At 57.5% G+C, this 26,435-nt stretch carries 23 protein-coding genes, 3 tRNA genes and 3 rRNA genes; 27 read left to right on the top strand and 2 right to left on the bottom strand.

Going from position 1 to position 26,435, the window contains the following annotated elements:
• The first annotated feature begins 359 nt into the window (after positions 1-359).
• The 5 genes from OZ428_RS27895 to rrf all read left to right on the top strand — a co-directional run bounded on the left by OZ428_RS27895 (position 360) and on the right by rrf (position 5,570).
• A 16S ribosomal RNA gene (locus OZ428_RS27895) occupies positions 360-1,895 on the top strand.
• A gap of 82 nt (positions 1,896-1,977) precedes the next feature.
• Positions 1,978-2,054 (top strand) — tRNA-Ile (locus OZ428_RS27890).
• 30 nt (positions 2,055-2,084) lie between these two features.
• A tRNA-Ala gene (locus OZ428_RS27885) sits at positions 2,085-2,160 on the top strand.
• 249 nt (positions 2,161-2,409) lie between these two features.
• A 23S ribosomal RNA gene (locus tag OZ428_RS27880) occupies positions 2,410-5,301 on the top strand.
• 153 nt (positions 5,302-5,454) lie between these two features.
• Positions 5,455-5,570, top strand: a 5S ribosomal RNA gene (gene rrf, locus OZ428_RS27875).
• Together the 16S, 23S and 5S rRNA genes with 2 tRNA genes alongside form the textbook arrangement of a ribosomal RNA operon.
• Before the next feature lie 357 nt (positions 5,571-5,927).
• Here rrf and OZ428_RS27870 read toward each other — a convergent pair.
• Positions 5,928-6,012 (bottom strand) — tRNA-Leu (locus OZ428_RS27870).
• Between the two features lie 108 nt (positions 6,013-6,120).
• Between OZ428_RS27870 and queA the strand changes: the two genes are divergently transcribed.
• The 6 genes from queA (at position 6,121) to OZ428_RS27840 (ending at position 12,194) form a co-directional block, all read left to right on the top strand.
• Positions 6,121-7,170: a tRNA preQ1(34) S-adenosylmethionine ribosyltransferase-isomerase QueA gene (gene queA / locus OZ428_RS27865; protein ID WP_033898643.1), complete on the top strand. Its 1,050-nt coding sequence runs from the start codon at positions 6,121-6,123 to the stop codon at positions 7,168-7,170.
• A 5-nt stretch (positions 7,171-7,175) separates the two neighbouring features.
• Positions 7,176-8,291, top strand: coding sequence for a tRNA guanosine(34) transglycosylase Tgt (tgt, locus tag OZ428_RS27860; protein ID WP_003175976.1), 1,116 nt, complete (start codon positions 7,176-7,178; stop codon positions 8,289-8,291).
• Between the two features lie 43 nt (positions 8,292-8,334).
• Positions 8,335-8,673 carry a preprotein translocase subunit YajC gene (yajC, locus tag OZ428_RS27855; RefSeq protein ID WP_003175975.1) on the top strand — a complete coding sequence of 113 codons (339 nt, stop codon included), beginning with the start codon at positions 8,335-8,337 and terminating at the stop codon, positions 8,671-8,673.
• Between the two features lie 62 nt (positions 8,674-8,735).
• Positions 8,736-10,604, top strand: coding sequence for a protein translocase subunit SecD (secD, locus tag OZ428_RS27850; protein ID WP_033898641.1), 1,869 nt, complete (start codon positions 8,736-8,738; stop codon positions 10,602-10,604).
• Between the two features lie 9 nt (positions 10,605-10,613).
• Positions 10,614-11,528, top strand: coding sequence for a protein translocase subunit SecF (gene secF / locus OZ428_RS27845; protein WP_028617853.1), 915 nt, complete (start codon positions 10,614-10,616; stop codon positions 11,526-11,528).
• Positions 11,529-11,651: 123 nt separating this feature from the next.
• Positions 11,652-12,194, top strand: a complete 543-nt coding sequence (locus tag OZ428_RS27840) for a glycine zipper 2TM domain-containing protein (RefSeq protein WP_010207894.1) — start codon at positions 11,652-11,654, stop codon at positions 12,192-12,194.
• Between the two features lie 57 nt (positions 12,195-12,251).
• On the opposite strand, the gene suhB is transcribed toward OZ428_RS27840, so the two are convergent.
• A complete protein-coding gene (suhB, locus tag OZ428_RS27835; RefSeq protein ID WP_003175971.1) occupies positions 12,252-13,067 on the bottom strand; it encodes a type III secretion system regulator SuhB in 816 nt (271 codons plus the stop codon).
• A gap of 145 nt (positions 13,068-13,212) precedes the next feature.
• Between suhB and trmJ the strand changes: the two genes are divergently transcribed.
• From trmJ to hisS, 16 genes are all read left to right on the top strand, one after another.
• On the top strand, positions 13,213-13,983 hold the full coding sequence (trmJ, locus tag OZ428_RS27830) for a tRNA (cytosine(32)/uridine(32)-2'-O)-methyltransferase TrmJ (RefSeq protein WP_092249224.1): 771 nt from the start codon (positions 13,213-13,215) through the stop codon (positions 13,981-13,983).
• Positions 13,984-13,985: 2 nt separating this feature from the next.
• Positions 13,986-14,768: a serine O-acetyltransferase gene (cysE, locus tag OZ428_RS27825; RefSeq protein WP_033898636.1), complete on the top strand. Its 783-nt coding sequence runs from the start codon at positions 13,986-13,988 to the stop codon at positions 14,766-14,768.
• Positions 14,769-14,944: 176 nt separating this feature from the next.
• Positions 14,945-15,436 carry a Fe-S cluster assembly transcriptional regulator IscR gene (gene iscR, locus OZ428_RS27820; RefSeq protein WP_003194020.1) on the top strand — a complete coding sequence of 164 codons (492 nt, stop codon included), beginning with the start codon at positions 14,945-14,947 and terminating at the stop codon, positions 15,434-15,436.
• 50 nt (positions 15,437-15,486) lie between these two features.
• On the top strand, positions 15,487-16,701 hold the full coding sequence (locus tag OZ428_RS27815; RefSeq protein WP_269131955.1) for an IscS subfamily cysteine desulfurase: 1,215 nt from the start codon (positions 15,487-15,489) through the stop codon (positions 16,699-16,701).
• Positions 16,702-16,800: 99 nt separating this feature from the next.
• On the top strand, positions 16,801-17,187 hold the full coding sequence (gene iscU / locus OZ428_RS27810) for a Fe-S cluster assembly scaffold IscU (RefSeq protein WP_028617851.1): 387 nt from the start codon (positions 16,801-16,803) through the stop codon (positions 17,185-17,187).
• 28 nt (positions 17,188-17,215) lie between these two features.
• Positions 17,216-17,539: an iron-sulfur cluster assembly protein IscA gene (gene iscA, locus OZ428_RS27805; protein WP_003175963.1), complete on the top strand. Its 324-nt coding sequence runs from the start codon at positions 17,216-17,218 to the stop codon at positions 17,537-17,539.
• An 8-nt stretch (positions 17,540-17,547) separates the two neighbouring features.
• A complete protein-coding gene (gene hscB, locus OZ428_RS27800) occupies positions 17,548-18,069 on the top strand; it encodes a co-chaperone HscB (protein ID WP_038848811.1) in 522 nt (173 codons plus the stop codon).
• A gap of 53 nt (positions 18,070-18,122) precedes the next feature.
• Positions 18,123-19,985, top strand: coding sequence for a Fe-S protein assembly chaperone HscA (hscA, locus tag OZ428_RS27795; RefSeq protein ID WP_177112498.1), 1,863 nt, complete (start codon positions 18,123-18,125; stop codon positions 19,983-19,985).
• Positions 19,986-19,988: 3 nt separating this feature from the next.
• Entirely contained in the window at positions 19,989-20,330 is a 342-nt protein-coding gene (gene fdx / locus OZ428_RS27790) for an ISC system 2Fe-2S type ferredoxin (RefSeq protein ID WP_015885743.1), read from the top strand.
• Positions 20,331-20,344: 14 nt separating this feature from the next.
• On the top strand, positions 20,345-20,545 hold the full coding sequence (gene iscX, locus OZ428_RS27785; RefSeq protein ID WP_269131954.1) for a Fe-S cluster assembly protein IscX: 201 nt from the start codon (positions 20,345-20,347) through the stop codon (positions 20,543-20,545).
• A 92-nt stretch (positions 20,546-20,637) separates the two neighbouring features.
• Positions 20,638-21,063 carry a nucleoside-diphosphate kinase gene (ndk, locus tag OZ428_RS27780; protein WP_003175956.1) on the top strand — a complete coding sequence of 142 codons (426 nt, stop codon included), beginning with the start codon at positions 20,638-20,640 and terminating at the stop codon, positions 21,061-21,063.
• Positions 21,064-21,092: 29 nt separating this feature from the next.
• Positions 21,093-22,241, top strand: a complete 1,149-nt coding sequence (gene rlmN, locus OZ428_RS27775) for a 23S rRNA (adenine(2503)-C(2))-methyltransferase RlmN (RefSeq protein ID WP_049711635.1) — start codon at positions 21,093-21,095, stop codon at positions 22,239-22,241.
• Positions 22,242-22,253: 12 nt separating this feature from the next.
• Positions 22,254-23,012 (top strand): type IV pilus biogenesis/stability protein PilW, encoded by a 759-nt coding sequence (pilW, locus tag OZ428_RS27770; protein WP_033898625.1) that lies wholly within the window; start codon positions 22,254-22,256, stop codon positions 23,010-23,012.
• Positions 23,012-24,007 (top strand): RodZ domain-containing protein, encoded by a 996-nt coding sequence (locus OZ428_RS27765; RefSeq protein ID WP_269131953.1) that lies wholly within the window; start codon positions 23,012-23,014, stop codon positions 24,005-24,007. The genes pilW and OZ428_RS27765 overlap by 1 nt, the downstream gene beginning before the upstream one ends.
• Positions 24,008-24,009: 2 nt before the next feature.
• Positions 24,010-25,119, top strand: coding sequence for a flavodoxin-dependent (E)-4-hydroxy-3-methylbut-2-enyl-diphosphate synthase (ispG, locus tag OZ428_RS27760; RefSeq protein ID WP_269131952.1), 1,110 nt, complete (start codon positions 24,010-24,012; stop codon positions 25,117-25,119).
• Positions 25,120-25,142: 23 nt separating this feature from the next.
• Positions 25,143-26,432, top strand: a complete 1,290-nt coding sequence (gene hisS, locus OZ428_RS27755; RefSeq protein ID WP_038848797.1) for a histidine--tRNA ligase — start codon at positions 25,143-25,145, stop codon at positions 26,430-26,432.
• The last annotated feature ends 3 nt before the right edge of the window (positions 26,433-26,435 follow it).

Raw genomic sequence — 26,435 nt, 5'->3', positions numbered from 1 at the left:
AGGAAAAGAATTTCTATGCAGGGGTTGACCACGAATTTTAAAGCTGTATTATTCGCCTCCCGCTGACGAGAGATCTGAAGCGCAAGTGGTTGAAGTTGTTGAAGAAATCTTCGAAAGCTTCTAAAAATAATCACTTGACAGCAAATGAGGCTGCTGTAGAATGCGCGCCTCGGTTGAGACGAAAGATCTTAACCACCCGCTCTTTAACAACTGAATCAAGCAATTCGTGTGGGTGCTTGTGGAGTCAGACTGATAGTCAGCAAGATTATCAGCATCACAAGTTACTCCGCGAGAAATCAAAGATGTAACCAACGATTGCTGAGCCAAGTTTAGGGTTTCTTAAAAACCCAAAGATGTTTGAACTGAAGAGTTTGATCATGGCTCAGATTGAACGCTGGCGGCAGGCCTAACACATGCAAGTCGAGCGGTAGAGAGAAGCTTGCTTCTCTTGAGAGCGGCGGACGGGTGAGTAATGCCTAGGAATCTGCCTGGTAGTGGGGGATAACGTTCGGAAACGGACGCTAATACCGCATACGTCCTACGGGAGAAAGCAGGGGACCTTCGGGCCTTGCGCTATCAGATGAGCCTAGGTCGGATTAGCTAGTTGGTGAGGTAATGGCTCACCAAGGCGACGATCCGTAACTGGTCTGAGAGGATGATCAGTCACACTGGAACTGAGACACGGTCCAGACTCCTACGGGAGGCAGCAGTGGGGAATATTGGACAATGGGCGAAAGCCTGATCCAGCCATGCCGCGTGTGTGAAGAAGGTCTTCGGATTGTAAAGCACTTTAAGTTGGGAGGAAGGGTTGTAGATTAATACTCTGCAATTTTGACGTTACCGACAGAATAAGCACCGGCTAACTCTGTGCCAGCAGCCGCGGTAATACAGAGGGTGCAAGCGTTAATCGGAATTACTGGGCGTAAAGCGCGCGTAGGTGGTTTGTTAAGTTGGATGTGAAATCCCCGGGCTCAACCTGGGAACTGCATTCAAAACTGACTGACTAGAGTATGGTAGAGGGTGGTGGAATTTCCTGTGTAGCGGTGAAATGCGTAGATATAGGAAGGAACACCAGTGGCGAAGGCGACCACCTGGACTAATACTGACACTGAGGTGCGAAAGCGTGGGGAGCAAACAGGATTAGATACCCTGGTAGTCCACGCCGTAAACGATGTCAACTAGCCGTTGGAAGCCTTGAGCTTTTAGTGGCGCAGCTAACGCATTAAGTTGACCGCCTGGGGAGTACCGCACAAGGTTAAAACTCAAATGAATTGACGGGGGCCCGCACAAGCGGTGGAGCATGTGGTTTAATTCGAAGCAACGCGAAGAACCTTACCAGGCCTTGACATCCAATGAACTTTCTAGAGATAGATTGGTGCCTTCGGGAACATTGAGACAGGTGCTGCATGGCTGTCGTCAGCTCGTGTCGTGAGATGTTGGGTTAAGTCCCGTAACGAGCGCAACCCTTGTCCTTAGTTACCAGCACGTTATGGTGGGCACTCTAAGGAGACTGCCGGTGACAAACCGGAGGAAGGTGGGGATGACGTCAAGTCATCATGGCCCTTACGGCCTGGGCTACACACGTGCTACAATGGTCGGTACAGAGGGTTGCCAAGCCGCGAGGTGGAGCTAATCCCATAAAACCGATCGTAGTCCGGATCGCAGTCTGCAACTCGACTGCGTGAAGTCGGAATCGCTAGTAATCGCGAATCAGAATGTCGCGGTGAATACGTTCCCGGGCCTTGTACACACCGCCCGTCACACCATGGGAGTGGGTTGCACCAGAAGTAGCTAGTCTAACCTTCGGGAGGACGGTTACCACGGTGTGATTCATGACTGGGGTGAAGTCGTAACAAGGTAGCCGTAGGGGAACCTGCGGCTGGATCACCTCCTTAATCGACGACATCAGCTGCTCCATAAGCTCCCACACGAATTGCTTGATTCATTGAAGAAGACGATAAGAAGCAGCCCGAAATTGGGTCTGTAGCTCAGTTGGTTAGAGCGCACCCCTGATAAGGGTGAGGTCGGCAGTTCGAATCTGCCCAGACCCACCAATTTTGTGTGGGAAACGCCTGTAGAAATACGGGGCCATAGCTCAGCTGGGAGAGCGCCTGCCTTGCACGCAGGAGGTCAACGGTTCGATCCCGTTTGGCTCCACCACTACTGCTTCTGAAGTTTGAAAGCTTAGAAATGAGCATTCCATCCAGGTGATGGTGAATGTTGATTTCTAGTCTTTGATTAGATCGTTCTTTAAAAATTTGGGTATGTGATAGAAAGATAGACTGAACGTTACTTTCACTGGTAACGGATCAGGCTAAGGTAAAATTTGTGAGTTACTCAGTTTTGAGTATTATCGAATTTTCGGCGAATGTTGTCTTCACAGTATAACCAGATTGCTTGGGGTTATATGGTCAAGTGAAGAAGCGCATACGGTGGATGCCTTGGCAGTCAGAGGCGATGAAAGACGTGGTAGCCTGCGAAAAGCTTCGGGGAGTCGGCAAACAGACTTTGATCCGGAGATGTCTGAATGGGGGAACCCAGCCATCATAAGATGGTTATCTTACACTGAATACATAGGTGTAAGAGGCGAACCAGGGGAACTGAAACATCTAAGTACCCTGAGGAAAAGAAATCAACCGAGATTCCCTTAGTAGTGGCGAGCGAACGGGGACTAGCCCTTAAGTGGCTTTGAGATTAGCGGAACGCTCTGGAAAGTGCGGCCATAGTGGGTGATAGCCCTGTACGCGAAAATCTCTTAGTCATGAAATCGAGTAGGACGGAGCACGAGAAACTTTGTCTGAATATGGGGGGACCATCCTCCAAGGCTAAATACTACTGACTGACCGATAGTGAACTAGTACCGTGAGGGAAAGGCGAAAAGAACCCCGGAGAGGGGAGTGAAATAGATCCTGAAACCGTATGCGTACAAGCAGTGGGAGCCCACTTTGTTGGGTGACTGCGTACCTTTTGTATAATGGGTCAGCGACTTATTTTCAGTGGCGAGCTTAACCGAATAGGGGAGGCGTAGCGAAAGCGAGTCTTAATAGGGCGTCTAGTCGCTGGGAATAGACCCGAAACCGGGCGATCTATCCATGGGCAGGTTGAAGGTTGGGTAACACTAACTGGAGGACCGAACCGACTACCGTTGAAAAGTTAGCGGATGACCTGTGGATCGGAGTGAAAGGCTAATCAAGCTCGGAGATAGCTGGTTCTCCTCGAAAGCTATTTAGGTAGCGCCTCATGTATCACTGTAGGGGGTAGAGCACTGTTTCGGCTAGGGGGTCATCCCGACTTACCAAACCGATGCAAACTCCGAATACCTACAAGTGCCGAGCATGGGAGACACACGGCGGGTGCTAACGTCCGTCGTGAAAAGGGAAACAACCCAGACCGTCAGCTAAGGTCCCAAAGTTATGGTTAAGTGGGAAACGATGTGGGAAGGCTTAGACAGCTAGGAGGTTGGCTTAGAAGCAGCCACCCTTTAAAGAAAGCGTAATAGCTCACTAGTCGAGTCGGCCTGCGCGGAAGATGTAACGGGGCTCAAACCATACACCGAAGCTACGGGTATCACGTAAGTGATGCGGTAGAGGAGCGTTCTGTAAGCCTGTGAAGGTGAGTTGAGAAGCTTGCTGGAGGTATCAGAAGTGCGAATGCTGACATGAGTAACGACAATGGGTGTGAAAAACACCCACGCCGAAAGACCAAGGTTTCCTGCGCAACGTTAATCGACGCAGGGTTAGTCGGTCCCTAAGGCGAGGCTGAAAAGCGTAGTCGATGGAAAACAGGTTAATATTCCTGTACTTCTGGTTATTGCGATGGAGGGACGGAGAAGGCTAGGCCAGCTTGGCGTTGGTTGTCCAAGTTTAAGGTGGTAGGCTGGAATCTTAGGTAAATCCGGGATTCTAAGGCCGAGAGCTGATGACGAGTTAACTTTTAGTTAACGAAGTGGTTGATGCCATGCTTCCAAGAAAAGCTTCTAAGCTTCAGGTAACCAGGAACCGTACCCCAAACCGACACAGGTGGTTGGGTAGAGAATACCAAGGCGCTTGAGAGAACTCGGGTGAAGGAACTAGGCAAAATGGCACCGTAACTTCGGGAGAAGGTGCGCCGGTGAGGGTGAAGGACTTGCTCCGTAAGCTCATGCCGGTCGAAGATACCAGGCCGCTGCGACTGTTTATTAAAAACACAGCACTCTGCAAACACGAAAGTGGACGTATAGGGTGTGACGCCTGCCCGGTGCCGGAAGGTTAATTGATGGGGTTAGCTAACGCGAAGCTCTTGATCGAAGCCCCGGTAAACGGCGGCCGTAACTATAACGGTCCTAAGGTAGCGAAATTCCTTGTCGGGTAAGTTCCGACCTGCACGAATGGCGTAACGATGGCGGCGCTGTCTCCACCCGAGACTCAGTGAAATTGAAATCGCTGTGAAGATGCAGTGTATCCGCGGCTAGACGGAAAGACCCCGTGAACCTTTACTATAGCTTTGCACTGGACTTTGAATTTGCTTGTGTAGGATAGGTGGGAGGCTTTGAAGCGTGGACGCCAGTCTGCGTGGAGCCAACCTTGAAATACCACCCTGGCAACTTTGAGGTTCTAACTCAGGTCCGTTATCCGGATCGAGGACAGTGTATGGTGGGTAGTTTGACTGGGGCGGTCTCCTCCTAAAGAGTAACGGAGGAGTACGAAGGTGCGCTCAGACCGGTCGGAAATCGGTCGTAGAGTATAAAGGCAAAAGCGCGCTTGACTGCGAGACAGACACGTCGAGCAGGTACGAAAGTAGGTCTTAGTGATCCGGTGGTTCTGTATGGAAGGGCCATCGCTCAACGGATAAAAGGTACTCCGGGGATAACAGGCTGATACCGCCCAAGAGTTCATATCGACGGCGGTGTTTGGCACCTCGATGTCGGCTCATCACATCCTGGGGCTGAAGCCGGTCCCAAGGGTATGGCTGTTCGCCATTTAAAGTGGTACGCGAGCTGGGTTTAGAACGTCGTGAGACAGTTCGGTCCCTATCTGCCGTGGACGTTTGAGATTTGAGAGGGGCTGCTCCTAGTACGAGAGGACCGGAGTGGACGAACCTCTGGTGTTCCGGTTGTCACGCCAGTGGCATTGCCGGGTAGCTATGTTCGGAATAGATAACCGCTGAAAGCATCTAAGCGGGAAACTAGCCTCAAGATGAGATCTCACTGGAACCTTGAGTTCCCTGAAGGGCCGTCGAAGACTACGACGTTGATAGGTTGGGTGTGTAAGCGCTGTGAGGCGTTGAGCTAACCAATACTAATTGCCCGTGAGGCTTGACCATATAACACCCAAGCAATTTGACTACTCTAACGAGCATCAGATTGCGGTGTGTGAAGACGATAGAACCGAAAGTTCGATCTCACAAAACACCGAAAGCTGTCACATACCCAATTTGCTGAAGCGAGGCATCTGCCACGACTCAGTACCCGAATTTCTTGACGACCATAGAGCATTGGAACCACCTGATCCCATCCCGAACTCAGCAGTGAAACGATGCATCGCCGATGGTAGTGTGGGGTTTCCCCATGTGAGAGTAGGTCATCGTCAAGATTAAATTCCGAAACCCCATTTGCGAAAGCAGATGGGGTTTTGTTTTGGGCGGTCGAAAAGTCCCGAAGAGCCCGGAGTGACCGCTTCTATAGGTTTTTTCAGCTCTGCATTAGTAAGGGTTTTTTATAAGGGGCCGCAGCGCTGGCACCCAAATACACTGAGCACTCTCCAGTAGCTGCTAGAGGCACATGGGCGCGCGATGAATGGTAGGTGCGCGTTGCGCTGACAGGACGTGTCAGAGCGCGCCTGGAGAGGGGCTTGGAATGGTGCACCGCTCACAAAAGAACAACTTTGCAAGTGATGCACTTTTCTACAGACGAAAAAAAAGACCTTGAATTTCAAGGTCTTTTTTTAAGATGGTGCCCCGAGGGAGACTCGAACTCCCACTCCTTTCGAAAACGGATTTTGAATCCGCCGCGTCTACCAATTCCGCCATCAGGGCTCAATGGCGGCGAAGTATAGAGATGAGATTACCGTTGGTCAATCACCTTTCATGGTCTATTTTCACTATTTCCGCTAGACTTCCCGGCCCTGCTAGACGAACTCCATCATGCGCGTTGCTGACTTTACTTTTGAACTCCCTGATTCGCTGATCGCTCGCCATCCTTTGGCCGAGCGTCGCGCCAGTCGACTGCTGACCCTGGACGGGGTGAGTGGCGCCCTCGCACACCGTCAATTCACTGATTTGCTTGAGCATTTGCGCCCAGGCGATCTGATGGTGTTCAACAATACCCGGGTGATTCCGGCGCGGCTGTTTGGCCAGAAAGCTTCCGGTGGCAAGCTGGAAATTCTGGTGGAACGGGTGCTGGACAGTCATCGCGTACTGGCTCACGTGCGCTCCAGCAAGTCGCCGAAACCAGGTTCAAGCATCCTGATCGATGGCGGTGGCGAAGCCGAGATGGTGGCGCGTCATGATGCGCTGTTCGAACTCAAGTTTGCCGAAGAAGTACTGCCGCTGCTGGAGCGCGTCGGCCATATGCCGCTGCCGCCCTATATAGACCGCCCCGACGAAGACTCGGACCGCGAACGCTATCAGACGGTGTACTCCCAGCGCCTCGGCGCCGTTGCCGCGCCGACTGCGGGCCTGCACTTCGATCAGCCGCTGCTGGATGCGATTGCCGCCAAGGGCGTCGAGACCGCCTATGTGACCCTGCACGTGGGGGCCGGCACCTTTCAGCCGGTACGTGTGGATAACATCGAAGACCACCATATGCACAGCGAGTGGTTGGAGGTCAGCCAGGACGTCGTGGACGCTGTCGCGGCGTGCAAGGCGCGTGGCGGGCGAGTCGTCGCCGTGGGAACCACCAGCGTGCGTTCGTTGGAAAGCGCGGCCCGTGATGGCGTGCTCAAACCGTTCAGCGGCGACACCGATATCTTTATCTTCCCAGGCCGGCCTTTCCATGTGGTCGACTGCCTGGTGACCAACTTCCATTTGCCCGAATCCACGCTGTTGATGCTGGTGTCGGCATTTGCCGGTTATCCGGAAACGATGGCCGCTTATCAAGCCGCCATCGCCAACGAGTACCGTTTTTTCAGCTACGGTGATGCGATGTTTATCACCCGTAACCCGGCGCCACGCGGCCCAGAGGGAACCTTATGAGTCGTATGTCGTTTGAACTGCTTGCCACTGACGGCAAGGCCCGACGCGGTCGCCTGACCTTTCCGCGCGGCACCGTCGAGACCCCGGCTTTCATGCCGGTCGGCACCTACGGCACCGTCAAGGGCATGCTGCCGCGTGACATCGTTGCCACCGGTGCAGAGATCATCCTCGGCAACACCTTCCACCTGTGGCTGCGCCCGGGCACGGAAGTGATCAAGAAGCACGGCGACCTGCATGACTTCATGAAGTGGCAAGGCCCGATCCTGACCGATTCGGGTGGTTTCCAGGTGTTCAGCCTGGGCGCCATGCGCAAGATCAAGGAGGAGGGCGTGACCTTCGCCTCGCCGGTGGACGGTTCCAAGGTGTTCATGGGCCCGGAAGAGTCGATGCAGGTGCAGCGCGACCTGGGTTCCGACATCGTGATGATTTTCGACGAGTGCACGCCGTACCCGGCTGACGAAGACGTCGCGCGGATTTCGATGGAGTTGTCCCTGCGTTGGGCCCAGCGTTCGAAGAATGCCCACGGCGACAACACCGCTGCGCTGTTCGGTATTGTCCAGGGCGGCATGCACGAAAGCCTGCGCAAACGCTCGCTGGAAGGCCTCGACAAGATCGGCTTTGACGGCCTGGCCATCGGCGGTTTGTCGGTGGGTGAGCCCAAGCACGAGATGATCAAGGTACTGGATTACCTGCCGGGCCTGATGCCAGCTGACAAACCTCGTTACCTTATGGGCGTTGGCAAACCGGAAGATCTCGTAGAGGGTGTGCGCCGCGGTGTGGACATGTTCGATTGCGTGATGCCAACCCGTAATGCCCGCAATGGGCATCTGTTCATCGATACAGGCGTGCTGAAGATCCGTAACGCGTTCCATCGCCATGATGATTCGCCGCTGGATCCCACCTGTGATTGCTACACCTGCCAGAACTTCTCCCGTGCTTATCTGCACCATCTGGACAAGTGTGGGGAAATGCTGGGTAGCATGTTGAATACCATCCACAATTTGCGTCACTACCAAGTCCTGATGGCTGGTTTGCGCGAGGCTATTCAACAGGGTACATTGGCCGCCTTCGTCGATGCCTTCTATGCCAAGCGCGGGCTTCCTGTGCCGCCCTTGGACTGAGTTTTCCGACCCTAAGATTCACTATTTGCAACTGGAGTGCTAAATGAGCTTTTTTATCTCTAACGCCATGGCTGATGCCGCTGCGCCTGCTGCTGCCGGCCCTATGGGCGGTGGTTTCGAGTGGATTTTCCTGGTCGGCTTCCTGGTCATCTTCTACCTGATGATCTGGCGCCCACAGGCCAAGCGCGCCAAAGAGCAGAAAAACCTGCTGGGCAGCCTGCAGAAAGGTGACGAAGTTGTGACCACCGGCGGCATCGCTGGCAAGATCACCAAGGTTTCCGACGCTTTCGTGGTTCTGGAAGTTTCCGACACCGTAGAAATGAAGTTCCAGAAGGGCGCCATCGCCGCCACGCTGCCAAAAGGCACGCTCAAAGCGATCTGAGTAACAACCTTTACCAATCGACGGGGCGCGCAAGGCGCCCCGCGTTATAAGCGGGCGGCGTGATGCTGAACAAATACCCTCTGTGGAAATACGTACTGATCCTGGCGGTGCTGGCGATCGGTTTTATTTATTCCGCTCCCAATCTCTATCCTGATGACCCGGCGATCCAGATCACTGGCGCCAGCACTTCGCTGCAGGTCAATCAGGCCGATCTGGAACGCGCGAGCAAAGCGCTCGTTGACGCGGGTATCCAGGTCAAGGCGGCAACCTTGGCGGCTGATGCGAAGGGCGGTTTGCTGCGCCTGACCAAGGCAGAAGACCAATTGCCGGCCAAAGATGTCGTGCGCAAGGCCATGGGTGACGACTATGTGGTCGCGCTCAACCTGGCACAGACCACGCCAACCTGGCTGCGCAAGATCGGCGCGCACCCAATGAAGCTGGGTCTGGACTTGTCCGGTGGTGTGCACTTCCTGCTGGAAGTCGACATGGACAAGGCCCTCGACGCGCGCCTGAAGGTCTACGAAGGCGACGTGAAGAGCCTGCTGCGTAAAGAGCGCCTGCGTTATCGCAGCCTGCCGCAGCTCAACGGTGCCATCCAGCTGGGCTTCTCTGACGAAGCATCCCGCGAACAGGCTCGTGCGCTGATCCGCAAGAACTTCAACGATTTCGACATCGTACCGGCCGACCTCAACGGTCAACCTGTACTGCGTCTGGCGATGACCCCGGCCAAGCTGGCGGAAATCCGCGAATACTCCATCAAGCAGAACTTGACCACGGTCCGTAACCGCGTCAACGAACTGGGCGTGGCCGAGCCGATTGTTCAACGCCAGGGTGCCAACCGCATCGTGGTTGAGCTGCCGGGCGTACAGGACACCGCTGAAGCCAAGCGTATCCTGGGTAAAACCGCCAACCTGGAATTCCGTCTGGCGGCTGAGCCGGGTGCTACCCGCGCCACTGCCGAAGAGTTCGAGTTCCGCGAAGGTAACCGTCCGCCTGCGTTGATTGAGCGTGGCCTGATCATCACCGGTGACCAGGTGACTGACGCCAAGGCTGGTTTCGGCGAGCACGGTACCCCTGAAGTGAACATCCGCCTGGATGGCCATGGTGGCGAACTGATGAGCCGCGCCACGCGCAGCAACGTCGGTCGCAGCATGGCGGTGATCTTCATCGAGCAACGCCCGGTGACCACCTACACCAAGCAGATGGTCAACGGCGTCGAGAAAGACGTGCCGGTACAGACCTTCAAGGAAGAGAAGAAGATCATCAGCCTGGCGACCATCCAGTCGCCGCTGGGTGCTCAATTCCGTATCACCGGCCTGAACGGCCAGGGCGAATCCTCGGAACTGGCGCTGCTGCTGCGTGCCGGTGGCCTGGCTGCCCCGATGTACTTCGCTGAAGAACGTACCATCGGTCCGAGCCTGGGTGCCGACAACATCACCAAGGGTATCGACGCGGCCTTGTGGGGCATGCTGTTCGTGTCCCTGTTCATCATCGCCATCTACCGCTTCTTCGGCATCATCGCCACCGTGGCCCTGGCGGGCAACATGGTGATGCTGCTGGCACTGATGTCGCTGCTGGGCGCTACACTGACCCTGCCAGGTATCGCTGGTATCGTACTCACCATGGGTATGGCGGTAGACGCCAACGTACTGATTTTCTCGCGGATCCGTGAAGAGATCGCTGCGGGCATGACCGTACAGCGTGCAATCAACGAAGGCTTCGGCCGGGCATTTACCGCGATTCTCGACTCCAACCTGACCACACTGTTGGTCGGCGGGATTCTCTTTGCCATGGGCACCGGCCCGGTCAAAGGTTTTGCGGTGACCATGTCCCTCGGTATCTTTACCTCGATGTTCACGGCCATCATGGTGACCCGCGCAATGGTCAACCTGATCTTTGGCGGGCGTGACTTCAAGAAGTTGTGGATTTAAGGGGCTGCCATGTTACGTACAATCAACTTCATGGGCGTTCGCAACGTTGCGTTCGGCGTCACCGTGCTCCTTACCGTTCTGGCGTTGTTCAGCTGGTTCCATAAGGGCCTGAACTACGGTCTGGACTTCACCGGCGGTACGCTCATCGAGCTGACCTACGAGAAGCCGGCCGATGTGACCCTGGTGCGCAACGAGCTGGTCAAGGCCGGCTATCACGAAGCCATCGTGCAGAGTTTTGGTGCGACCACCGACCTGCTGGTGCGTATGCCTGGCGAAGACCCGCAACTGGGTCACCAGGTAGCCGAGGCCTTGCAGAAGGTCGGCGGCGACAACCCGGCGTCGGTTAAGCGTGTTGAATTCGTGGGTCCGCAGGTCGGTGAAGAGCTGCGCGACCAGGGCGGCCTCGGCATGCTGATGGCGCTGGTCGGCATCATGATCTACCTGGCCTTCCGCTTTCAGTGGAAGTTCGGTGTCGGCGCCATTGTGTCGCTGATTCACGACGTGATCGTGACCGTGGGTATCCTGGCGTACTTCCAGATCACGTTCGACCTGACAGTACTGGCGGCCGTGCTGGCGATCATTGGTTACTCCCTCAACGACACCATCGTGGTATTTGACCGGGTTCGTGAGAACTTCCGTGTACTGCGCAAGGCGTCGCTGATCGAGAACATCAACGTCTCGACCACCCAGACCCTGCTGCGGACCATGGCGACGTCGATCTCCACCTTGCTGGCGATCGCTGCGTTGATGATCTTCGGTGGCGACAACCTGTGGGGCTTCTCCCTCGCCCTGTTCATCGGCGTTCTGGCGGGCACCTACTCGTCGATCTACATCGCCAACGTGGTGCTGATCTGGCTGAACCTCAACAGTGAAGACCTGATCCCTCCGGCCAGCACTGGCAAGGAGGTTGACGACCGTCCTTGATGGGCGCTTGTTGATCGGCTGTGACAAGAAAGGCGTGAGTATTGAACTCGCGCCTTTTTTTTTGCTCCAAGGCTGGGTATAGCGCGGACGTTTTGTCCGCTTGTGATGGTCAGGAGGTTCAACGTGAACAAGTCGTTACTGGTTGGTGCGGTATTGGGTGCTGTCGGTGTGACTGCCGGGGGTGCTGTTGCCACCTACAGCCTGGTAAAAAGCGGCCCTGAGTATGCGCAAGTGCTGGCGGTGCAGCCGGTTAAAACCCAGATTAAAACTCCCCGTGAGGTCTGCAAGGACGTCACCGTGACCCGGCAGCGTCCGGTGCAGGATCAGCATCAAATCGCCGGTACGGTCGTAGGTGCCCTGGCGGGTGGCTTGCTGGGCAACCAGATCGGTGGTGGTAATGGCAAGAAGCTGGCGACTGTAGCCGGCGCGGTGGGTGGCGGTTACGCCGGTAATAAGGTTCAGGAAGGCATGCAGAACCGTGATACCTACACCACCACGCAAACCCGTTGTAACACTGTTAACGACATCAGTGACAAGGTGGTCGGGTATGACGTGCGTTACAACCTGGATGGCAAGGAAGGTTCGGTGCGTATGGAGCGCGACCCAGGCAGCCAGATTCCAGTCGACAAAGAAGGTCGTCTGATCCTGGGTCAGAACCAGCAGTAACCGGTTCTACAGGCATAAAAAAAGCACCCCTTGGGGTGCTTTTTTGTGCTCGCTCGCTTAGCGCTTCAGCGAAGCCGGCAGGTGCGGCTGGATCGCCGTCAGGACTGCCTTGAAGCATTTGGTGTTGCCGGCAACCACGTGGCCTTTCTCAAGGAAATCGTGACCACCGGTGAAGTCGCTCACCAAGCCGCCCGCTTCCTGGATCAGCAGGGCGCCCGCAGCCATGTCCCACTCGGACAGACCCGACTCCCAGAACGCATCGAAGCGACCAGCGGCAACGTAAGCCAGGTCCAGGCTCGCTGCGCCCGCGCGACGGATGCCAGCAGTCTGGCCAACCAGGGCGCGGAACATGCCCAGGTAGTTTTCCAGGTTGTCCATCTGGTCATCGCGGAACGGGAAGCCGGTGCCCAGCAGGGCGCCGTCCAGGCTGGTGCGACCGCTGACGCGCAGGCGGCGACCATTCAGCTGGGCGCCACGGCCACGGCTGGCGGTGAATTCTTCCTGGCGAACTGGGTCCAGAACCACGGCGTGTTCCAGGCGACCACGGTATTTGCACGCAATACTCACGGCAAAGTGCGGGATGCCGCGCAGGAAGTTGGTGGTGCCATCCAGTGGGTCGATGATCCACAGGTAGTCTTCGCCTTCACCGCTGCCTTTGTGCAGGCCGGTTTCTTCGCCGAGGATGCCGTGGGTCGGGTAGGCCTTGCGCAGCGCGTCGATGATTTTCTGTTCGGCGGCGCGATCCACCTCGGATACATAATCCTTGGCGTCTTTTTCGTCGACCTTGATGGTATCCAGGCGCTCGATGGAGCGGAAGATCAATTCACTGGCGCTGCGGGCGGCGCGCAGCGCGATATTCAGCATGGGCTGCATGGATGTGTCACCTAAGGTTGTTAAAGAAAGCCGAGCATTCTAGCAGAAACTTTCTTCAGGTGAAGGACGACGTGAGCTTTCATGGCATAACCTTAGGCTGTTCTGTAAGATTTGCTCCCCTTTCCCGTGTCCGAGAGCGCCTCCCTTGCTGCAAAACATTCGTGTCGTATTGGTCAATACCAGTCATCCCGGCAACATCGGCGGGGTGGCGCGAGCCATGAAAAATATGGGGCTGACGCGTCTGGTGCTGGTTGACCCGCGCGTGTTCCCGCACCACGAGGCCGATGCCCGCGCATCCGGCGCCAATGACCTCCTTGAAAAAGCCCAGGTCGTCGCCACCCTGGAAGATGCCTTGGTCGGCTGCAACCTGGTGCTCGGCACCAGTGCCCGCGACCGTCGTATCCCCTGGCCCTTGCTGGATCCGCGTGAGTGCGGCACCAAAGTGGTCGAGGAGGCTGCCGGCGGCGCTGAAATCGCCTTGGTATTTGGCCGTGAAGACTCCGGCCTGACCAATGAAGAGCTGCAGCGATGTCATTACCACGTGCATATCCCGTCAGACCCTGAATTCAGCTCGCTGAACCTCGGGGCGGCGGTGCAGGTGTTGACTTACGAAGTGCGCATGGCTTGGCTGGCCGCTGCTGGTCAGCCGAGCAAGGTAGAGAAGGACGAGGTCGCGTCGACCAAAAGTGGCGAGTTGGCCACCATGGACGAGCTGGAGCGGTTTTATGAGCACCTGGAGCAAACCCTGGTGGCCATTGAGTTCCTCGATCCGGAAAAACCACGGCACTTGATGGCACGCCTGCGTCGTCTTTACGGGCGTAGCTCGGTCAGCCGGGCGGAAATGAATATATTGCGGGGCATCCTCACGGAAACCCAGAAAGCGGCCCGTGGCGAGCTTCTTAAGCGGAAGGATTAAAAATGTTCGAGCGTTTGCGAGAAGATATCCAGAGTGTTTTCCACCGCGACCCGGCGGCGCGCAATGCCTTTGAAGTGCTGACCTGCTACCCAGGCATGCACGCCATCTGGATCCATCGCCTGTCCGGTGCCTTGTGGGGCATGGGCTGGAAATGGCTGGCGCGGTTGGTGTCGAACTTCGGGCGCTGGCTGACCGGGATCGAGATTCATCCGGGCGCCAAGGTCGGCCGTCGCTTCTTCATCGATCATGGCATGGGCATCGTGATTGGCGAGACTGCCGAGATCGGCGATGACGTGACCCTTTACCAGGGCGTGACGCTTGGCGGCACCAGTTGGAACAAGGGCAAGCGCCACCCAACCTTGGGTGATGGCGTGGTGGTAGGGGCGGGTGCCAAGGTGCTTGGCCCGTTCACCGTGGGCGCGGGCGCCAAGGTCGGCTCCAATGCGGTGGTGACCAAAGCTGTGCCGCCGGGTGCAACCGTTGTGGGTATTCCTGGGCGGATCATCGTCAAGCCGGAAGTTGGCGACGAGCAGGAAGCCAAGCGCAAGGCCATGGCTGAGAAGATTGGCTTCGATGCCTATGGCGTCAGCGAAGACATGCCCGACCCGGTGGCGCGCGCCATTGGCCAGTTGCTGGATCACCTTCAGGCGGTAGATGGCAAGCTGGACGGCATGTGCGGCGCGTTGAAGGACTTGGGCAGCCCCTACTGTGCGAAAGATCTGCCGGAGCTTCGCGAAGAAGACTTCGCCGAAATCAAGGACGAAGCCTCCACCAAGGCAGGCTAAGTGTTTGCTGTTGATCGGCGCAGCCCCGGTTGCGCTGGTCGATCCCGCCCCATCCTGCTATGATTCGCGCGCCCTTTTTACGGGTAATCCTGACTAAAGTACTAGGTCTTATAGTTGACTTAAATACTCGGGAATCGCATACTTGCCCCCATTCTGAAACACCTTGGTACTTGTCCATGAGACTGACTACAAAAGGCCGATACGCGGTGACTGCCATGCTCGACCTGGCTTTGCATGCGCAAACTGGGCCGGTGTCCCTGGCCGATATCTCCGAGCGCCAAGGCATTTCCCTGTCCTATCTCGAGCAACTGTTCGCCAAATTGCGCCGTAGCAACCTGGTTTCCAGTGTTCGCGGCCCAGGCGGCGGCTATCAGTTGTCCCGCGACATGCAGGGTATCCAAGTGGCTCAGGTGATCGACGCGGTCAACGAATCCGTCGACGCTACCAAATGCCAGGGCCTGGGTGACTGCCACGCCGGCGACACCTGCCTCACACACCACCTGTGGTGTGACTTGAGCCTGCAGATCCATGAGTTTTTGAGTGGTATCAGCTTGGCTGATCTTGTGACTCGCCGTGAGGTGCAAGAAGTGGCCCAGCGTCAGGACCAGCGCCGTTGCAACACCAAGGCGCCGCGTCTGGACAAGATCGAAGCGTCCGCCGTCGAGTGACAGCCGAAGAGCTAACGGCACGCCAGCCAGCCTGATTTAGGAGAAAGTCCATGAAATTGCCGATTTACCTTGATTACTCAGCGACCACCCCGGTTGATCCGCGTGTCGCGCAAAAGATGAGCGAATGCCTGCTGGTTGACGGAAACTTCGGTAACCCGGCCTCCCGTTCCCACGTATTCGGCTGGAAAGCCGAGGAAGCGGTCGAGAACGCTCGTCGCCAGGTTGCTGACCTGGTTGGCGCAGACCCGCGTGAAATCGTCTGGACCTCCGGTGCTACCGAGTCTGACAACCTGGCTATCAAGGGCGCGGCGCATTTCTACGCGACCAAGGGCAAGCACCTGATCACCACCAAGATTGAGCACAAGGCTGTCCTCGACACCATGCGCCAACTGGAACGTGAAGGTTTCGAGGTCACCTACCTCGAGCCAACCACCGACGGTATCGTCACCCCGGCCATGATCGAAGCGGCCCTGCGTGAAGACACCATCCTGGTTTCCGTGATCCACGTGAACAACGAAATCGGCACCATCAACGACATCTCGGCCATCGGCGAGCTGACTCGCTCGAAGGGCATCCTGCTGCACGTCGACGCTGCTCAGTCCACCGGCAAGGTCGACATTGACCTGTCGAAGCTGAAAGTCGACCTGATGTCGTTCTCTGCCCACAAGACCTACGGCCCTAAAGGCATCGGCGCCCTGTACGTGAGCCGCAAGCCTCGCGTGCGCATCGAAGCCACCATGCACGGCGGCGGTCACGAGCGCGGCATGCGTTCGGGCACCCTGGCGACCCACCAGATCGTCGGCATGGGCGAAGCCTTCCGCGTAGCCAAGGAAGACATGGCTGCCGAAAACATCCGCATCAAAGCCCTGAGCGACCGCTTCTACAAGCAGGTCGAAGGTCTTGAAGAGCTGTACATCAACGGCAGCATGACCGCCCGTGTACCGCACAACCTGAATTTGAGCTTCAACTACGTTGAAGGCGAGTCGCTGATCATGGCGCTCAAGGACCTGGCGGTTTCGTCCGGTTCGGCCTGCACCTCGGCGTCCCTTGAGCCTTCGTACGTACTGCGCGCCCTGGGCCGCAACGACGAACTGGCACACAGCTCGATCCGCTTTACGTTCGGCCGCTTCACCACCGAAGAACAAGTCGACTACGCCGCGCAGAAAGTCTGCGAAGCCGTCAACAAGCTGCGCGTTCTGTCGCCGCTGTGGGACATGTACAAAGACGGCGTCGATATTTCCAAGATCGAGTGGGCGGCACACTAACTATAGAAGCCGCCACCCCAGCTCTGTAGCAACGTGGCGGAAAACGCAGGCGTTTCTACAGGGTTCCAGAGCGGCCCTGATGAGTGAGGATTCAGTACCATGGCTTACAGCGAAAAGGTCATCGACCACTACGAAAACCCGCGTAACGTCGGCAAGATGGACGCGGAAGACCCAGATGTCGGCACCGGCATGGTCGGCGCCCCGGCGTGCGGCGATGTGATGCGCCTGCAGATCAAGGTCAACGACGCTGGCGTTATCGAAGACGCCAAATTCAAGACCTATGGCTGCGGTTCGGCCATCGCCTCCAGCTCCCTGGCGACCGAATGGATGAAAGGCAAGACCCTGGATGAGGCTGTCACCATCAGCAACACCCAGCTGGCCGAAGAACTGGCCCTGCCGCCAGTGAAAATCCACTGTTCGGTACTCGCAGAAGACGCCATCAAGGCGGCCGTTCGCGACTACAAGCAGAAGAAAGGCTTGATCTAAGCATTTGGCGACGAGTAAGGGGTCAACGATGGCTATCAGCATGACAGAAGCGGCTGCACAGCACATTCGCCGCTCCCTGAATGGGCGCGGTAAAGGTGAGGGGATTCGTCTGGGTGTTCGCACCACAGGCTGCTCCGGCCTTGCCTACGTGCTGGAGTTTGTCGACGAGGTGGTTGCGGAAGACCAGGTGTTCGAAAGTCACGGCGAGAAAGTGATCATCGACCCTAAAAGCCTGACCTATCTGGACGGCACCGAACTCGATTTCGTCAAGGAAGGGTTGAACGAAGGCTTCAAGTTCAACAACCCCAACGTGCGCGGTGAATGTGGCTGCGGCGAAAGCTTCAACATCTGAGGCTATTCGTGGGTACTCCTTGTCATTTCGCTTTATTCGAGCTGCAGCCGAGTTTTCGCCTGGACCTTGAGCAGCTTGCCACGCGCTACCGAGAATTGGCGCGTGGGGTGCATCCAGACCGTTTTGCTGACGCTTCCGAGCGTGAGCAACGCGTTGCTCTGGAGAAGTCGGCCAGCCTCAACGAGGCCTATCAGACCCTGAAAAATCCGCCCAAGCGCGCGCGTTATCTGCTCGCGATGAACGGTGGAGAGTTGCCGCTGGAAGTCACGGTTCACGATCCCGACTTCCTGATGCAACAGATGCAGTGGCGCGAAGAACTTGAAGACTTGCAGGACGAAGCCGATCTTGCTGGCGTCGCGGTCTTCAAGCGTCGTCTGAAAACGGCCCAGGATGAGCTCAACGAAAGCTTCGCAGCCTGTTGGGATGATGCAGCGCAACGTGAACAGGCCGAACGCCTGATGCGGCGCATGCAGTTTCTCGACAAGCTCACCTACGAAGTGCGCCAGCTAGAAGAGCGCCTCGACGATTAACCCAGTGTGCTGCCCGTGATGCACGCCTGATAGACAGATAAGACCTGATTACCATGGCCCTACTGCAAATCGCCGAACCCGGCCAAAGCCCTCAACCGCACCAGCGTCGCCTGGCGGTCGGGATTGACCTGGGCACCACCAATTCTCTGGTTGCTGCCTTGCGCAGCGGCCTGTCCGAGCCGTTGCCCGACGCTGACGGGCAGGTGATCCTGCCGTCTGCCGTGCGCTACCACGCTGATCGCACTGAAGTCGGTGAATCGGCCAAGTTGGCGGCGTCTACCGATCCTCTGAATACCGTGTTGTCGGTCAAGCGCTTGATGGGTCGTGGTCTGTCCGACGTCAAGCAATTGGGCGACCAGCTGCCGTATCGCTTTGTCGGCGGTGAATCCCACATGCCGTTCATCGACACCATTCAGGGCCCGAAAAGCCCGGTGGAAGTGTCGGCCGATATCCTCAAGGTACTGCGCCAGCGCGCGGAAAAAACCCTGGGTGGCGAACTGGTTGGTGCGGTGATCACCGTTCCGGCTTATTTCGATGATGCACAGCGCCAAGCCACCAAGGACGCGGCAAAACTCGCCGGCCTCAACGTACTGCGCCTGCTCAACGAACCGACTGCGGCGGCTGTGGCCTATGGCCTCGACCAGCACGCAGAAGGTCTGGTCGCTATTTACGACCTCGGCGGCGGCACCTTTGATATTTCGATCCTGCGCCTGACCGGCGGCGTCTTCGAAGTGCTGGCCACCGGTGGTGACAGCGCCCTGGGCGGCGATGACTTCGACCACGCCATTGCGGGCTGGATCATCAGCAGCGCCGGCTTGTCGGCCGATCTGGATCCGGGCGCGCAGCGTAACCTGCTGCAAACCGCCTGCGCCGCCAAAGAAGCGCTGACTGACGCCGCATCCGTTGAAGTTTCCTACGGCACCTGGTCGGCCCAACTGACGCGCGAAGCCTTCGATGCGTTGATCGAGCCGATGGTTGCCCGCAGCCTGAAAGCTTGCCGCCGTGCCGTGCGTGACTCCGGTATCGAGCTGGAAGATGTCGGCGCCGTGGTCATGGTCGGTGGTTCCACCCGTGTGCCGCGCGTGCGTGAAGCCGTCGCCGAAGCCTTCGGTCGTCAGCCGCTGACGGAAATCGACCCGGATCAAGTGGTCGCCATTGGCGCTGCGATCCAGGCCGATACCCTGGCCGGCAACAAGCGCGATGGCGGCGAATTGCTGCTGCTCGACGTGATTCCGCTGTCCCTAGGGCTGGAAACCATGGGTGGCTTGATGGAGAAGGTGATTCCACGCAACACCACGATCCCCGTCGCCCGCGCCCAGGACTTCACTACGTACAAAGATGGCCAGACGGCCATGATGATCCACGTGCTGCAAGGTGAGCGCGAGCTGATCAGCGACTGCCGCTCCCTGGCGCGTTTTGAACTGCGCGGTATCCCGGCGATGGTCGCGGGTGCGGCGAAGATCCGCGTGACCTTCCAGGTCGACGCCGACGGCCTATTGAATGTGGCTGCGCGTGAGCTGGGTTCAGGCGTTGAGGCGAGCATCCAGGTCAAGCCGTCCTACGGTCTCACAGACGGTGAAATCGCCAAGATGCTCAAAGACTCGTTCCAATATGCCGGTGACGACAAGGTCGCCCGTGTATTGCGTGAGCAGCAAGTCGACGCCCAGCGCCTGCTCGAAGCGGTGCAGGGCGCCCTGGATGCAGACGGCGAGCGCCTGTTGGATGCCGAAGAGCGCATGGTCATCGACCTGCAGATGCAGGAACTGGCCGAACTGATGAAAGGCGACGATGGTTATGCCATCGAGCAACAGACCAAGCGTCTGTCGCAAGTGACCGATGCTTTTGCCGCCCGTCGTATGGATCAGACGGTCAAAGCCGCCCTGGCGGGACGCAACCTGAATGAAATCGAGGAATAATTAATGCCGCAGGTCATTTTTCTGCCACACGCCGAGCATTGCCCGGACGGTATGGTCGTGGAGGCTGAGACCGGCAAGTCCATCCTCGAAGTTGCCCATGACAACCACATCGAGATCGAAAGCGCCTGCGGCGGTGTGTGCGCTTGCACCACGTGCCACTGCGTCATCCGCGAGGGGTTCAATAGCCTTGAAGAGGCTGATGAGCTGGAAGAGGACTTTCTCGACCGCGCATGGGGCCTGGAGGCGACTTCGCGTCTAAGCTGTCAGGCAAAGGTCGGCACGGAAGACATCACTGTCGAAATTCCGAAATATTCCCTCAACCACGCCGCCGAAGCGCCGCATTGATTCAAGGAAGTGTCATGAGTCTTAAATGGGTTGATGTGCAAGAGATCGCTATCCTGTTGGCGGATGCCAACCCGGATCTGGATCCTTACTCCCTGAACTTTGTAGCTTTGCGTGACATGGTCATGGCGTTGCCGGGGTTCGACGATGAGCGTGATCGCGGCGGTGAGAAGGTTCTGGAAGCTATCCAGACTGCCTGGAAAGAAGAACAGGACTGACGCCTCCCTTTACGCAGTTAGGCAATACCCAATAACCCGCGTATAATTCGCGGGTTTAATTTTTCGTAAATTACCGTTTCTGGAGTTACACCATGGCTGTTCAACGTACTTTCTCCATCATCAAGCCTGACGCTGTTGCAAAAAACGTCATCGGCGAGATCACCACTCGTTTCGAAAAAGCCGGCCTGAAGGTTGTAGCTTCGAAACTCAAGCAACTGTCCAAGGCTGAAGCTGAAGGCTTCTACGCTGAGCACAGCGCTCGTGGTTTCTTCGGCGACCTGGTTGCCTTCATGATCTCCGGTCCTGTTGTTGTTCAGGTTCTGGAAGGCGAAAACGCTATCGCTCTGAACCGTGAGCTGATGGGCGCTACCAACCCTAAAGAAGCGGCTGCTGGCACCATCCGTGCTGACTTCGCTGAATCCATCGACGCCAACGCTGTACACGGCTCGGACTCCGAAGCTGCCGCTGCTCGCGAAATCTCGTACTTTTTCGCTGCTACTGAAGTAACCGCTCGCTAAGCATTGGCTTAAAGAGTGAGGGTGAATCCATGACTACATCGACTGTTAAAACCAACCTGCTGGGTCTGACTCAGCCGGAAATGGAGAAATTCTTCGACTCAATCGGGGAGAAGCGTTTCCGTGCCGGTCAGGTAATGAAATGGATTCACCACTTTGGCGTCGATGATTTCGACGCCATGACGAACGTCAGCAAGGCCCTGCGCGACAAGCTCAAGGCCATTGCTGAAGTGCGTGGTCCCGAAGTCGTCAGCGAGGACATCTCCACCGATGGCACCCGTAAATGGGTGGTGCGCGTGGCGTCCGGCAGCTGCGTCGAGACCGTGTACATTCCCCAGGGCAAGCGCGGCACCTTGTGCGTTTCGTCCCAGGCAGGCTGTGCCCTGGACTGCAGTTTCTGCTCCACCGGCAAGCAAGGCTTCAATAGCAACCTCACCGCCGCCGAAGTGATCGGCCAGGTGTGGATTGCCAACAAATCCTTTGGCAGCGTCCCGGCGACCGTCGACCGTGCCATCACCAACGTGGTGATGATGGGCATGGGTGAGCCGCTGCTGAACTTCGACAACGTCATTGCGGCCATGCACCTGATGATGGACGACCTGGGCTACGGCATCTCCAAGCGCCGTGTAACCCTGTCGACCTCCGGCGTGGTGCCGATGATCGATGAGCTGGCCAAGCACATTGACGTCTCCCTGGCGTTGTCGCTGCATGCACCGAATGACGCATTGCGTAACCAATTGGTGCCAATCAACAAGAAGTATCCGCTTAAGATGCTGCTCGAATCTTGCCAGCGTTACATGGCGACCTTGGGCGAAAAACGCGTGTTGACCATTGAGTACACCATGCTCAAGGACATCAACGACAAGGTCGAGCACGCGGTCGAGATGATCGAGTTGCTCAAGAACACCCCGTGCAAGATCAACCTGATTCCGTTTAACCCGTTTCCACATTCTGGCTACGAGCGGCCGAGCAACAACGCTATCCGCCGTTTCCAGGATCAACTGCACCAGGCCGGCTACAACGTCACCGTCCGCACCACCCGTGGTGAAGACATCGATGCCGCCTGTGGCCAATTGGTCGGGCAGGTGATGGACCGTACCCGCCGCAGCGAACGGTATATCGCCGGGCGTGAATTGAACGCCGCCGACGATCTGCCGCTGATTGCTGTGAATCGAATCTGAGAGAGGATCTCTATGCCCTTGCGCCTTGCGCTGCTTTTGCTTGTTACCGGTCTTGCGGCCGGTTGTGTTTCATCGGGCCATGAGAGCCCTTTGCAAACCGGTAAAGGCCGTGACGAGGCGCGGGTTGCCTATGTGCAACTGGGCTTGGGTTATCTGCAACAAGGCATGAGCGAGCAAGCCAAGGTGCCGTTGAAGAAGGCGCTGGAGCTGGACAGCGACGATGCCGACGCCAATGGCGCACTGGCCCTGGTGTTCCAGGCCCAGGCCGAGCCTGAACTGGCCGAACAGTATTTCCACAAGGCCCTGGCCTCCCGTCCTGCCGACCCGCGGCTGCTGAACAATTACGGCAGCTTTCTGTTCGAGCAGAAACGTTATGACCAGGCCGCCCTTTATTTCCAGCAAGCCAGCGCCGATACCCTCTATCCTGAGCGTTCGCGGGTGTTCGAGAACCTTGGGGTGACCTCGATGCGCCTCGGTCAGCGTGACAGCGCCCGCCAGCAACTGGAAAAAGCCCTGCATTTGAACGGTCGCCAGCCTCGGGCGTTGCTCGAAATGGCTGAGTTATCCTTTGATGACAGGCATTATGTGCCGGCACGTGACTATTACGAGCGTTTTAGCCTGCTCAGCGGGCAAAATGCACGTAGTCTATTGCTCGGTGTGCGCCTGGCGACCGTTCATGAAGAACGCGACACGGCCGCACGTTTTGGCCAGCAACTCGAACGACTCTATCCCGGTACGCCGGAATATCAGCAATACCTGTCGGAGCAATGATGAAAGCGGCGCACCCGGAAGTTGTAGCAGCTAATCGCGTAAACCCAGGCGACACCTTGCGTCAGGCCCGCGAAAGCAATGGTTGGTCGCTGGCGGAAGTGGCCCTCAAGCTCAATTTGACCACGACGTCCCTGGGCAACCTGGAAGCTGGCGCGTTCGATAAGCTGCCTGGGCACACCTTTGCCCGCGGCTATATCCGCGCCTACGCCAAATTGCTGGGGATCGACCAAGCCATACTGGTCCAGGAGTTCGACCAATTCACCGGCACCGACTCCCAGGGCAGCAATGTCCACGGCCTGGGGCGTATCGAAGAGCCAGTGCGGGTTTCCCACACGATTTTGCGCATTGTCAGCCTGTTGCTGCTGATCGCGGTCATTGGTGGCGGTTTCGTCTGGTGGCAAGACCAGACCTCCCAGCGCACCAAGGACCTGACCAGCAATGCCATGGAGCACGTCGAAGTCGAAAGCGCCGACGGCACCACTCAGATTCATCCGCTGGATGAGCCTGAAGACCAAGCTGTTGCCGAAAGCCAAGCCGCGCCTGAAGCACCGGCGGCCACCGAGCAGCCAGCGCCGGAAACTGCGCCAGCCGCGACCGCTGCCGTACCGGCCCCTGCGACACCCGCTACGCCGGCCCACACTCCGGCTGCCCCGGTTGCTCAGGCGCATACCCCGGCCGCACCCGTGCAGGCGCCGACAACTACGCCGACAGCCCCTGCGATTTCCCCGCCCACCACCCCTTCGTTGATCGCCGGTGATGGGCGTGTACAGATTACCTTCGTCGCTGACTGCTGGACGCAAGTCACCGATGGCAACGGCAAAGTGCTGTTCAGCGGTCTGAAGCGTAAGGGAGATACGCTCGACCAGGGCGGCAAGCCTCCTTTGACGCTGCGTCTGGGCTTTGCCCGTGGCGCGCAAGTGGCCTACAACGGCCAGCCTGTGGACGTGGCGCCGTTCACCAGTGGCGAGACCGCTCGCCTGAAGTTGGGACAATAGTCATGCACGGCGAATCTCCAATCAAACGTCGCGTATCGCGCAAGATCTGGGTCGGCTCGGTGCCGGTGGGTGGCGACGCCCCCATCGCGGTACAAAGCATGACCAACAGCGACACCAATGACGTGGCCGCCACCGTTGCCCAGATCAATCGTCTGGAAGCTGCGGGCGTGGACATCGTGCGCGTCTCCGTGCCAGACATGGACGCTGCCGAAGCTTTTGGCCGCATCAAGCAACTGGTCAAGGTGCCATTGGTTGCCGACATTCACTTCGACTACAAGATCGCTTTGCGCGTGGCCGAACTGGGTGTGGACTGCCTGCGTATCAACCCGGGCAATATCGGTCGTGAAGACCGTGTGCGTGCGGTGGTTGATGCTGCCCGCGACCGTGGCATTCCAATCCGTATCGGCGTCAACGCCGGTTCCCTGGAAAAAGACCTGCAAAAGAAATACGGCGAACCGACTCCGGGGGCGCTGGTTGAATCGGCGCTGCGCCATGTTGAACACCTTGAACGCCTGAATTTCCAGGACTTCAAGGTCAGCGTAAAGGCCTCCGACGTGTTCATGGCAGTAGAAGCCTACCGCCTGTTGGCCAAGGAAATCGTGCAGCCGCTGCACCTGGGTATCACTGAAGCAGGCGGTTTACGCTCAGGCACAGTGAAATCTGCGGTGGGTCTCGGTATGCTGCTCGCCGAAGGGATTGGCGATACCATCCGCATCTCGCTGGCAGCAGACCCTGTAGAGGAAGTGAAAGTCGGTTACGACATTCTCAAATCCCTGCGTTTGCGTTCCCGTGGCATCAATTTCATTGCCTGCCCGAGCTGCTCGCGGCAGAACTTCGACGTGGTGAAAACCATGAACGATCTGGAATTGCGCCTTGAAGACCTGCTGGTGCCGCTGGATGTTGCGGTGATCGGCTGTGTGGTCAACGGGCCGGGTGAGGCCAAAGAGGCCCATGTGGGCCTGACCGGTGGTACGCCGAACCTGATCTACATCGACGGCAAGCCGTCGCAGAAGTTGACGAATGACAATCTGGTGGATGAGCTGGAAAAGCTGATCCGCGAGAAAGCGGCCGAAAAGGTCGCGGCTGACGCAGCGCTGATCGCGCGCGGCTGATTGAACGAATTTAAGGATTTGATGTGAGCAAGTCTCTGCAAGCCATTCGTGGCATGAACGACATCCTGCCGGAACAGACGCCTCTGTGGCGCTATTTCGAGGGCACTGTCGCGCGTCTGCTGGATAACTACGGTTACAAGCAGATCCGCATGCCGATCGTCGAGTTCACCGAGCTGTTCAAACGCTCCATCGGTGAAGTGACAGACATCGTCGAAAAAGAGATGTACACCTTTGAAGACCGCAACGGCGACTCCCTGACCCTGCGTCCGGAAGGCACCGCTGCGTGCGTGCGTGCCGTGCTTGAGCATGGCCTCACCGGTGCAGGCCAGCCGCAGAAATTGTGGTACATCGGCCCGATGTTCCGTCACGAACGCCCACAGAAAGGCCGTTATCGCCAGTTTCACCAGATCGGCCTGGAAGTGTTCAACATCGACGGCCCGGACATCGACGCCGAGCTGATCGTGTTGACCTGGCGCCTGTGGGGCCTGTTGGGCATCCGCGACGCGGTCAAGCTTGAACTCAACAGCCTGGGAACCAGCGAATCCCGTGGTCGCTACAAAGTGGCCCTGGTCGAGTACCTGTCCGCCCACCTGGACAAGTTGGACGAAGACAGCCAGCGCCGTCTGAAGACCAACCCGTTGCGCGTCCTCGATACCAAGAACGCCGACACCCAGGCCGTGCTGGTCAACGCGCCGAAAATGGCTGATTACCTGGACGACGAGTCCCGTATCCACTTCGAGGGCCTCAAGGCTCGTCTGGAAGCGGCCGGTATTCCGTTCGTGATCAACACCAAGCTGGTACGCGGCCTCGACTACTACAGCAAGACCGTATTCGAATGGGTCACCGATAAACTCGGCGCCCAAGGCACCGTGTGTGCCGGTGGCCGTTACGACGGCCTGGTCGAGCAGATGGGCGGCAAGCCGACCACCGGCGTGGGCTTTGCCATGGGCATCGAGCGGCTGATCCTGCTGCTGGAAACCCTGGAGCAGGTCCCGGAAGAGATTGCCCGTCAGGTGGACGTGTACCTCTGCGCCTTTGGCGAGGCCGCCGAACTGGCTGCCCTGGCCCTGAGCGAAAAGGTCCGCGACCAACTGCCAAACCTGCGCCTGCAGGTCAATGCCGGTGCCGGCAGCTTCAAGAGCCAATTCAAGAAGGCCGACAAGAGCGGTGCGCTGTATGCGCTGATCCTCGGCGAAGACGAACTGGCCCAGCAAGTGATAGGTTTCAAACCCCTGCGTGGCCAGGGCGAGCAACAGAACATTGCCTTTGATGCGCTCGCTGCGCACTTGGCCACCTGCGTCGTGCAGGGTTGAAGC

The sequence above is a fragment of the Pseudomonas sp. GXZC genome, assembly GCF_026967615.1.
GTDB lineage: Bacteria > Pseudomonadota > Gammaproteobacteria > Pseudomonadales > Pseudomonadaceae > Aquipseudomonas > Aquipseudomonas azotoformans_A.
Note: the sequence above shows the minus strand (reverse complement) of the source record. Positions and strands in the feature narration are given on the sequence as shown.

Coding starts and splice junctions, on each gene's coding strand:
- queA (WP_033898643.1), top strand. CDS start 6,121: ATGCGCGTTGCTGACTTTACTTTTGAACTCCCTGATTCGCTGATCGCT.
- tgt (WP_003175976.1), top strand. CDS start 7,176: ATGTCGTTTGAACTGCTTGCCACTGACGGCAAGGCCCGACGCGGTCGC.
- yajC (WP_003175975.1), top strand. CDS start 8,335: ATGAGCTTTTTTATCTCTAACGCCATGGCTGATGCCGCTGCGCCTGCT.
- secD (WP_033898641.1), top strand. CDS start 8,736: ATGCTGAACAAATACCCTCTGTGGAAATACGTACTGATCCTGGCGGTG.
- secF (WP_028617853.1), top strand. CDS start 10,614: ATGTTACGTACAATCAACTTCATGGGCGTTCGCAACGTTGCGTTCGGC.
- suhB (WP_003175971.1), bottom strand. CDS start 13,067: ATGCAGCCCATGCTGAATATCGCGCTGCGCGCCGCCCGCAGCGCCAGT.
- cysE (WP_033898636.1), top strand. CDS start 13,986: ATGTTCGAGCGTTTGCGAGAAGATATCCAGAGTGTTTTCCACCGCGAC.
- iscR (WP_003194020.1), top strand. CDS start 14,945: ATGAGACTGACTACAAAAGGCCGATACGCGGTGACTGCCATGCTCGAC.
- OZ428_RS27815 (WP_269131955.1), top strand. CDS start 15,487: ATGAAATTGCCGATTTACCTTGATTACTCAGCGACCACCCCGGTTGAT.
- iscU (WP_028617851.1), top strand. CDS start 16,801: ATGGCTTACAGCGAAAAGGTCATCGACCACTACGAAAACCCGCGTAAC.
- iscA (WP_003175963.1), top strand. CDS start 17,216: ATGGCTATCAGCATGACAGAAGCGGCTGCACAGCACATTCGCCGCTCC.
- hscA (WP_177112498.1), top strand. CDS start 18,123: ATGGCCCTACTGCAAATCGCCGAACCCGGCCAAAGCCCTCAACCGCAC.
- fdx (WP_015885743.1), top strand. CDS start 19,989: ATGCCGCAGGTCATTTTTCTGCCACACGCCGAGCATTGCCCGGACGGT.
- iscX (WP_269131954.1), top strand. CDS start 20,345: ATGAGTCTTAAATGGGTTGATGTGCAAGAGATCGCTATCCTGTTGGCG.
- ndk (WP_003175956.1), top strand. CDS start 20,638: ATGGCTGTTCAACGTACTTTCTCCATCATCAAGCCTGACGCTGTTGCA.
- rlmN (WP_049711635.1), top strand. CDS start 21,093: ATGACTACATCGACTGTTAAAACCAACCTGCTGGGTCTGACTCAGCCG.
- pilW (WP_033898625.1), top strand. CDS start 22,254: ATGCCCTTGCGCCTTGCGCTGCTTTTGCTTGTTACCGGTCTTGCGGCC.
- OZ428_RS27765 (WP_269131953.1), top strand. CDS start 23,012: ATGAAAGCGGCGCACCCGGAAGTTGTAGCAGCTAATCGCGTAAACCCA.
- ispG (WP_269131952.1), top strand. CDS start 24,010: ATGCACGGCGAATCTCCAATCAAACGTCGCGTATCGCGCAAGATCTGG.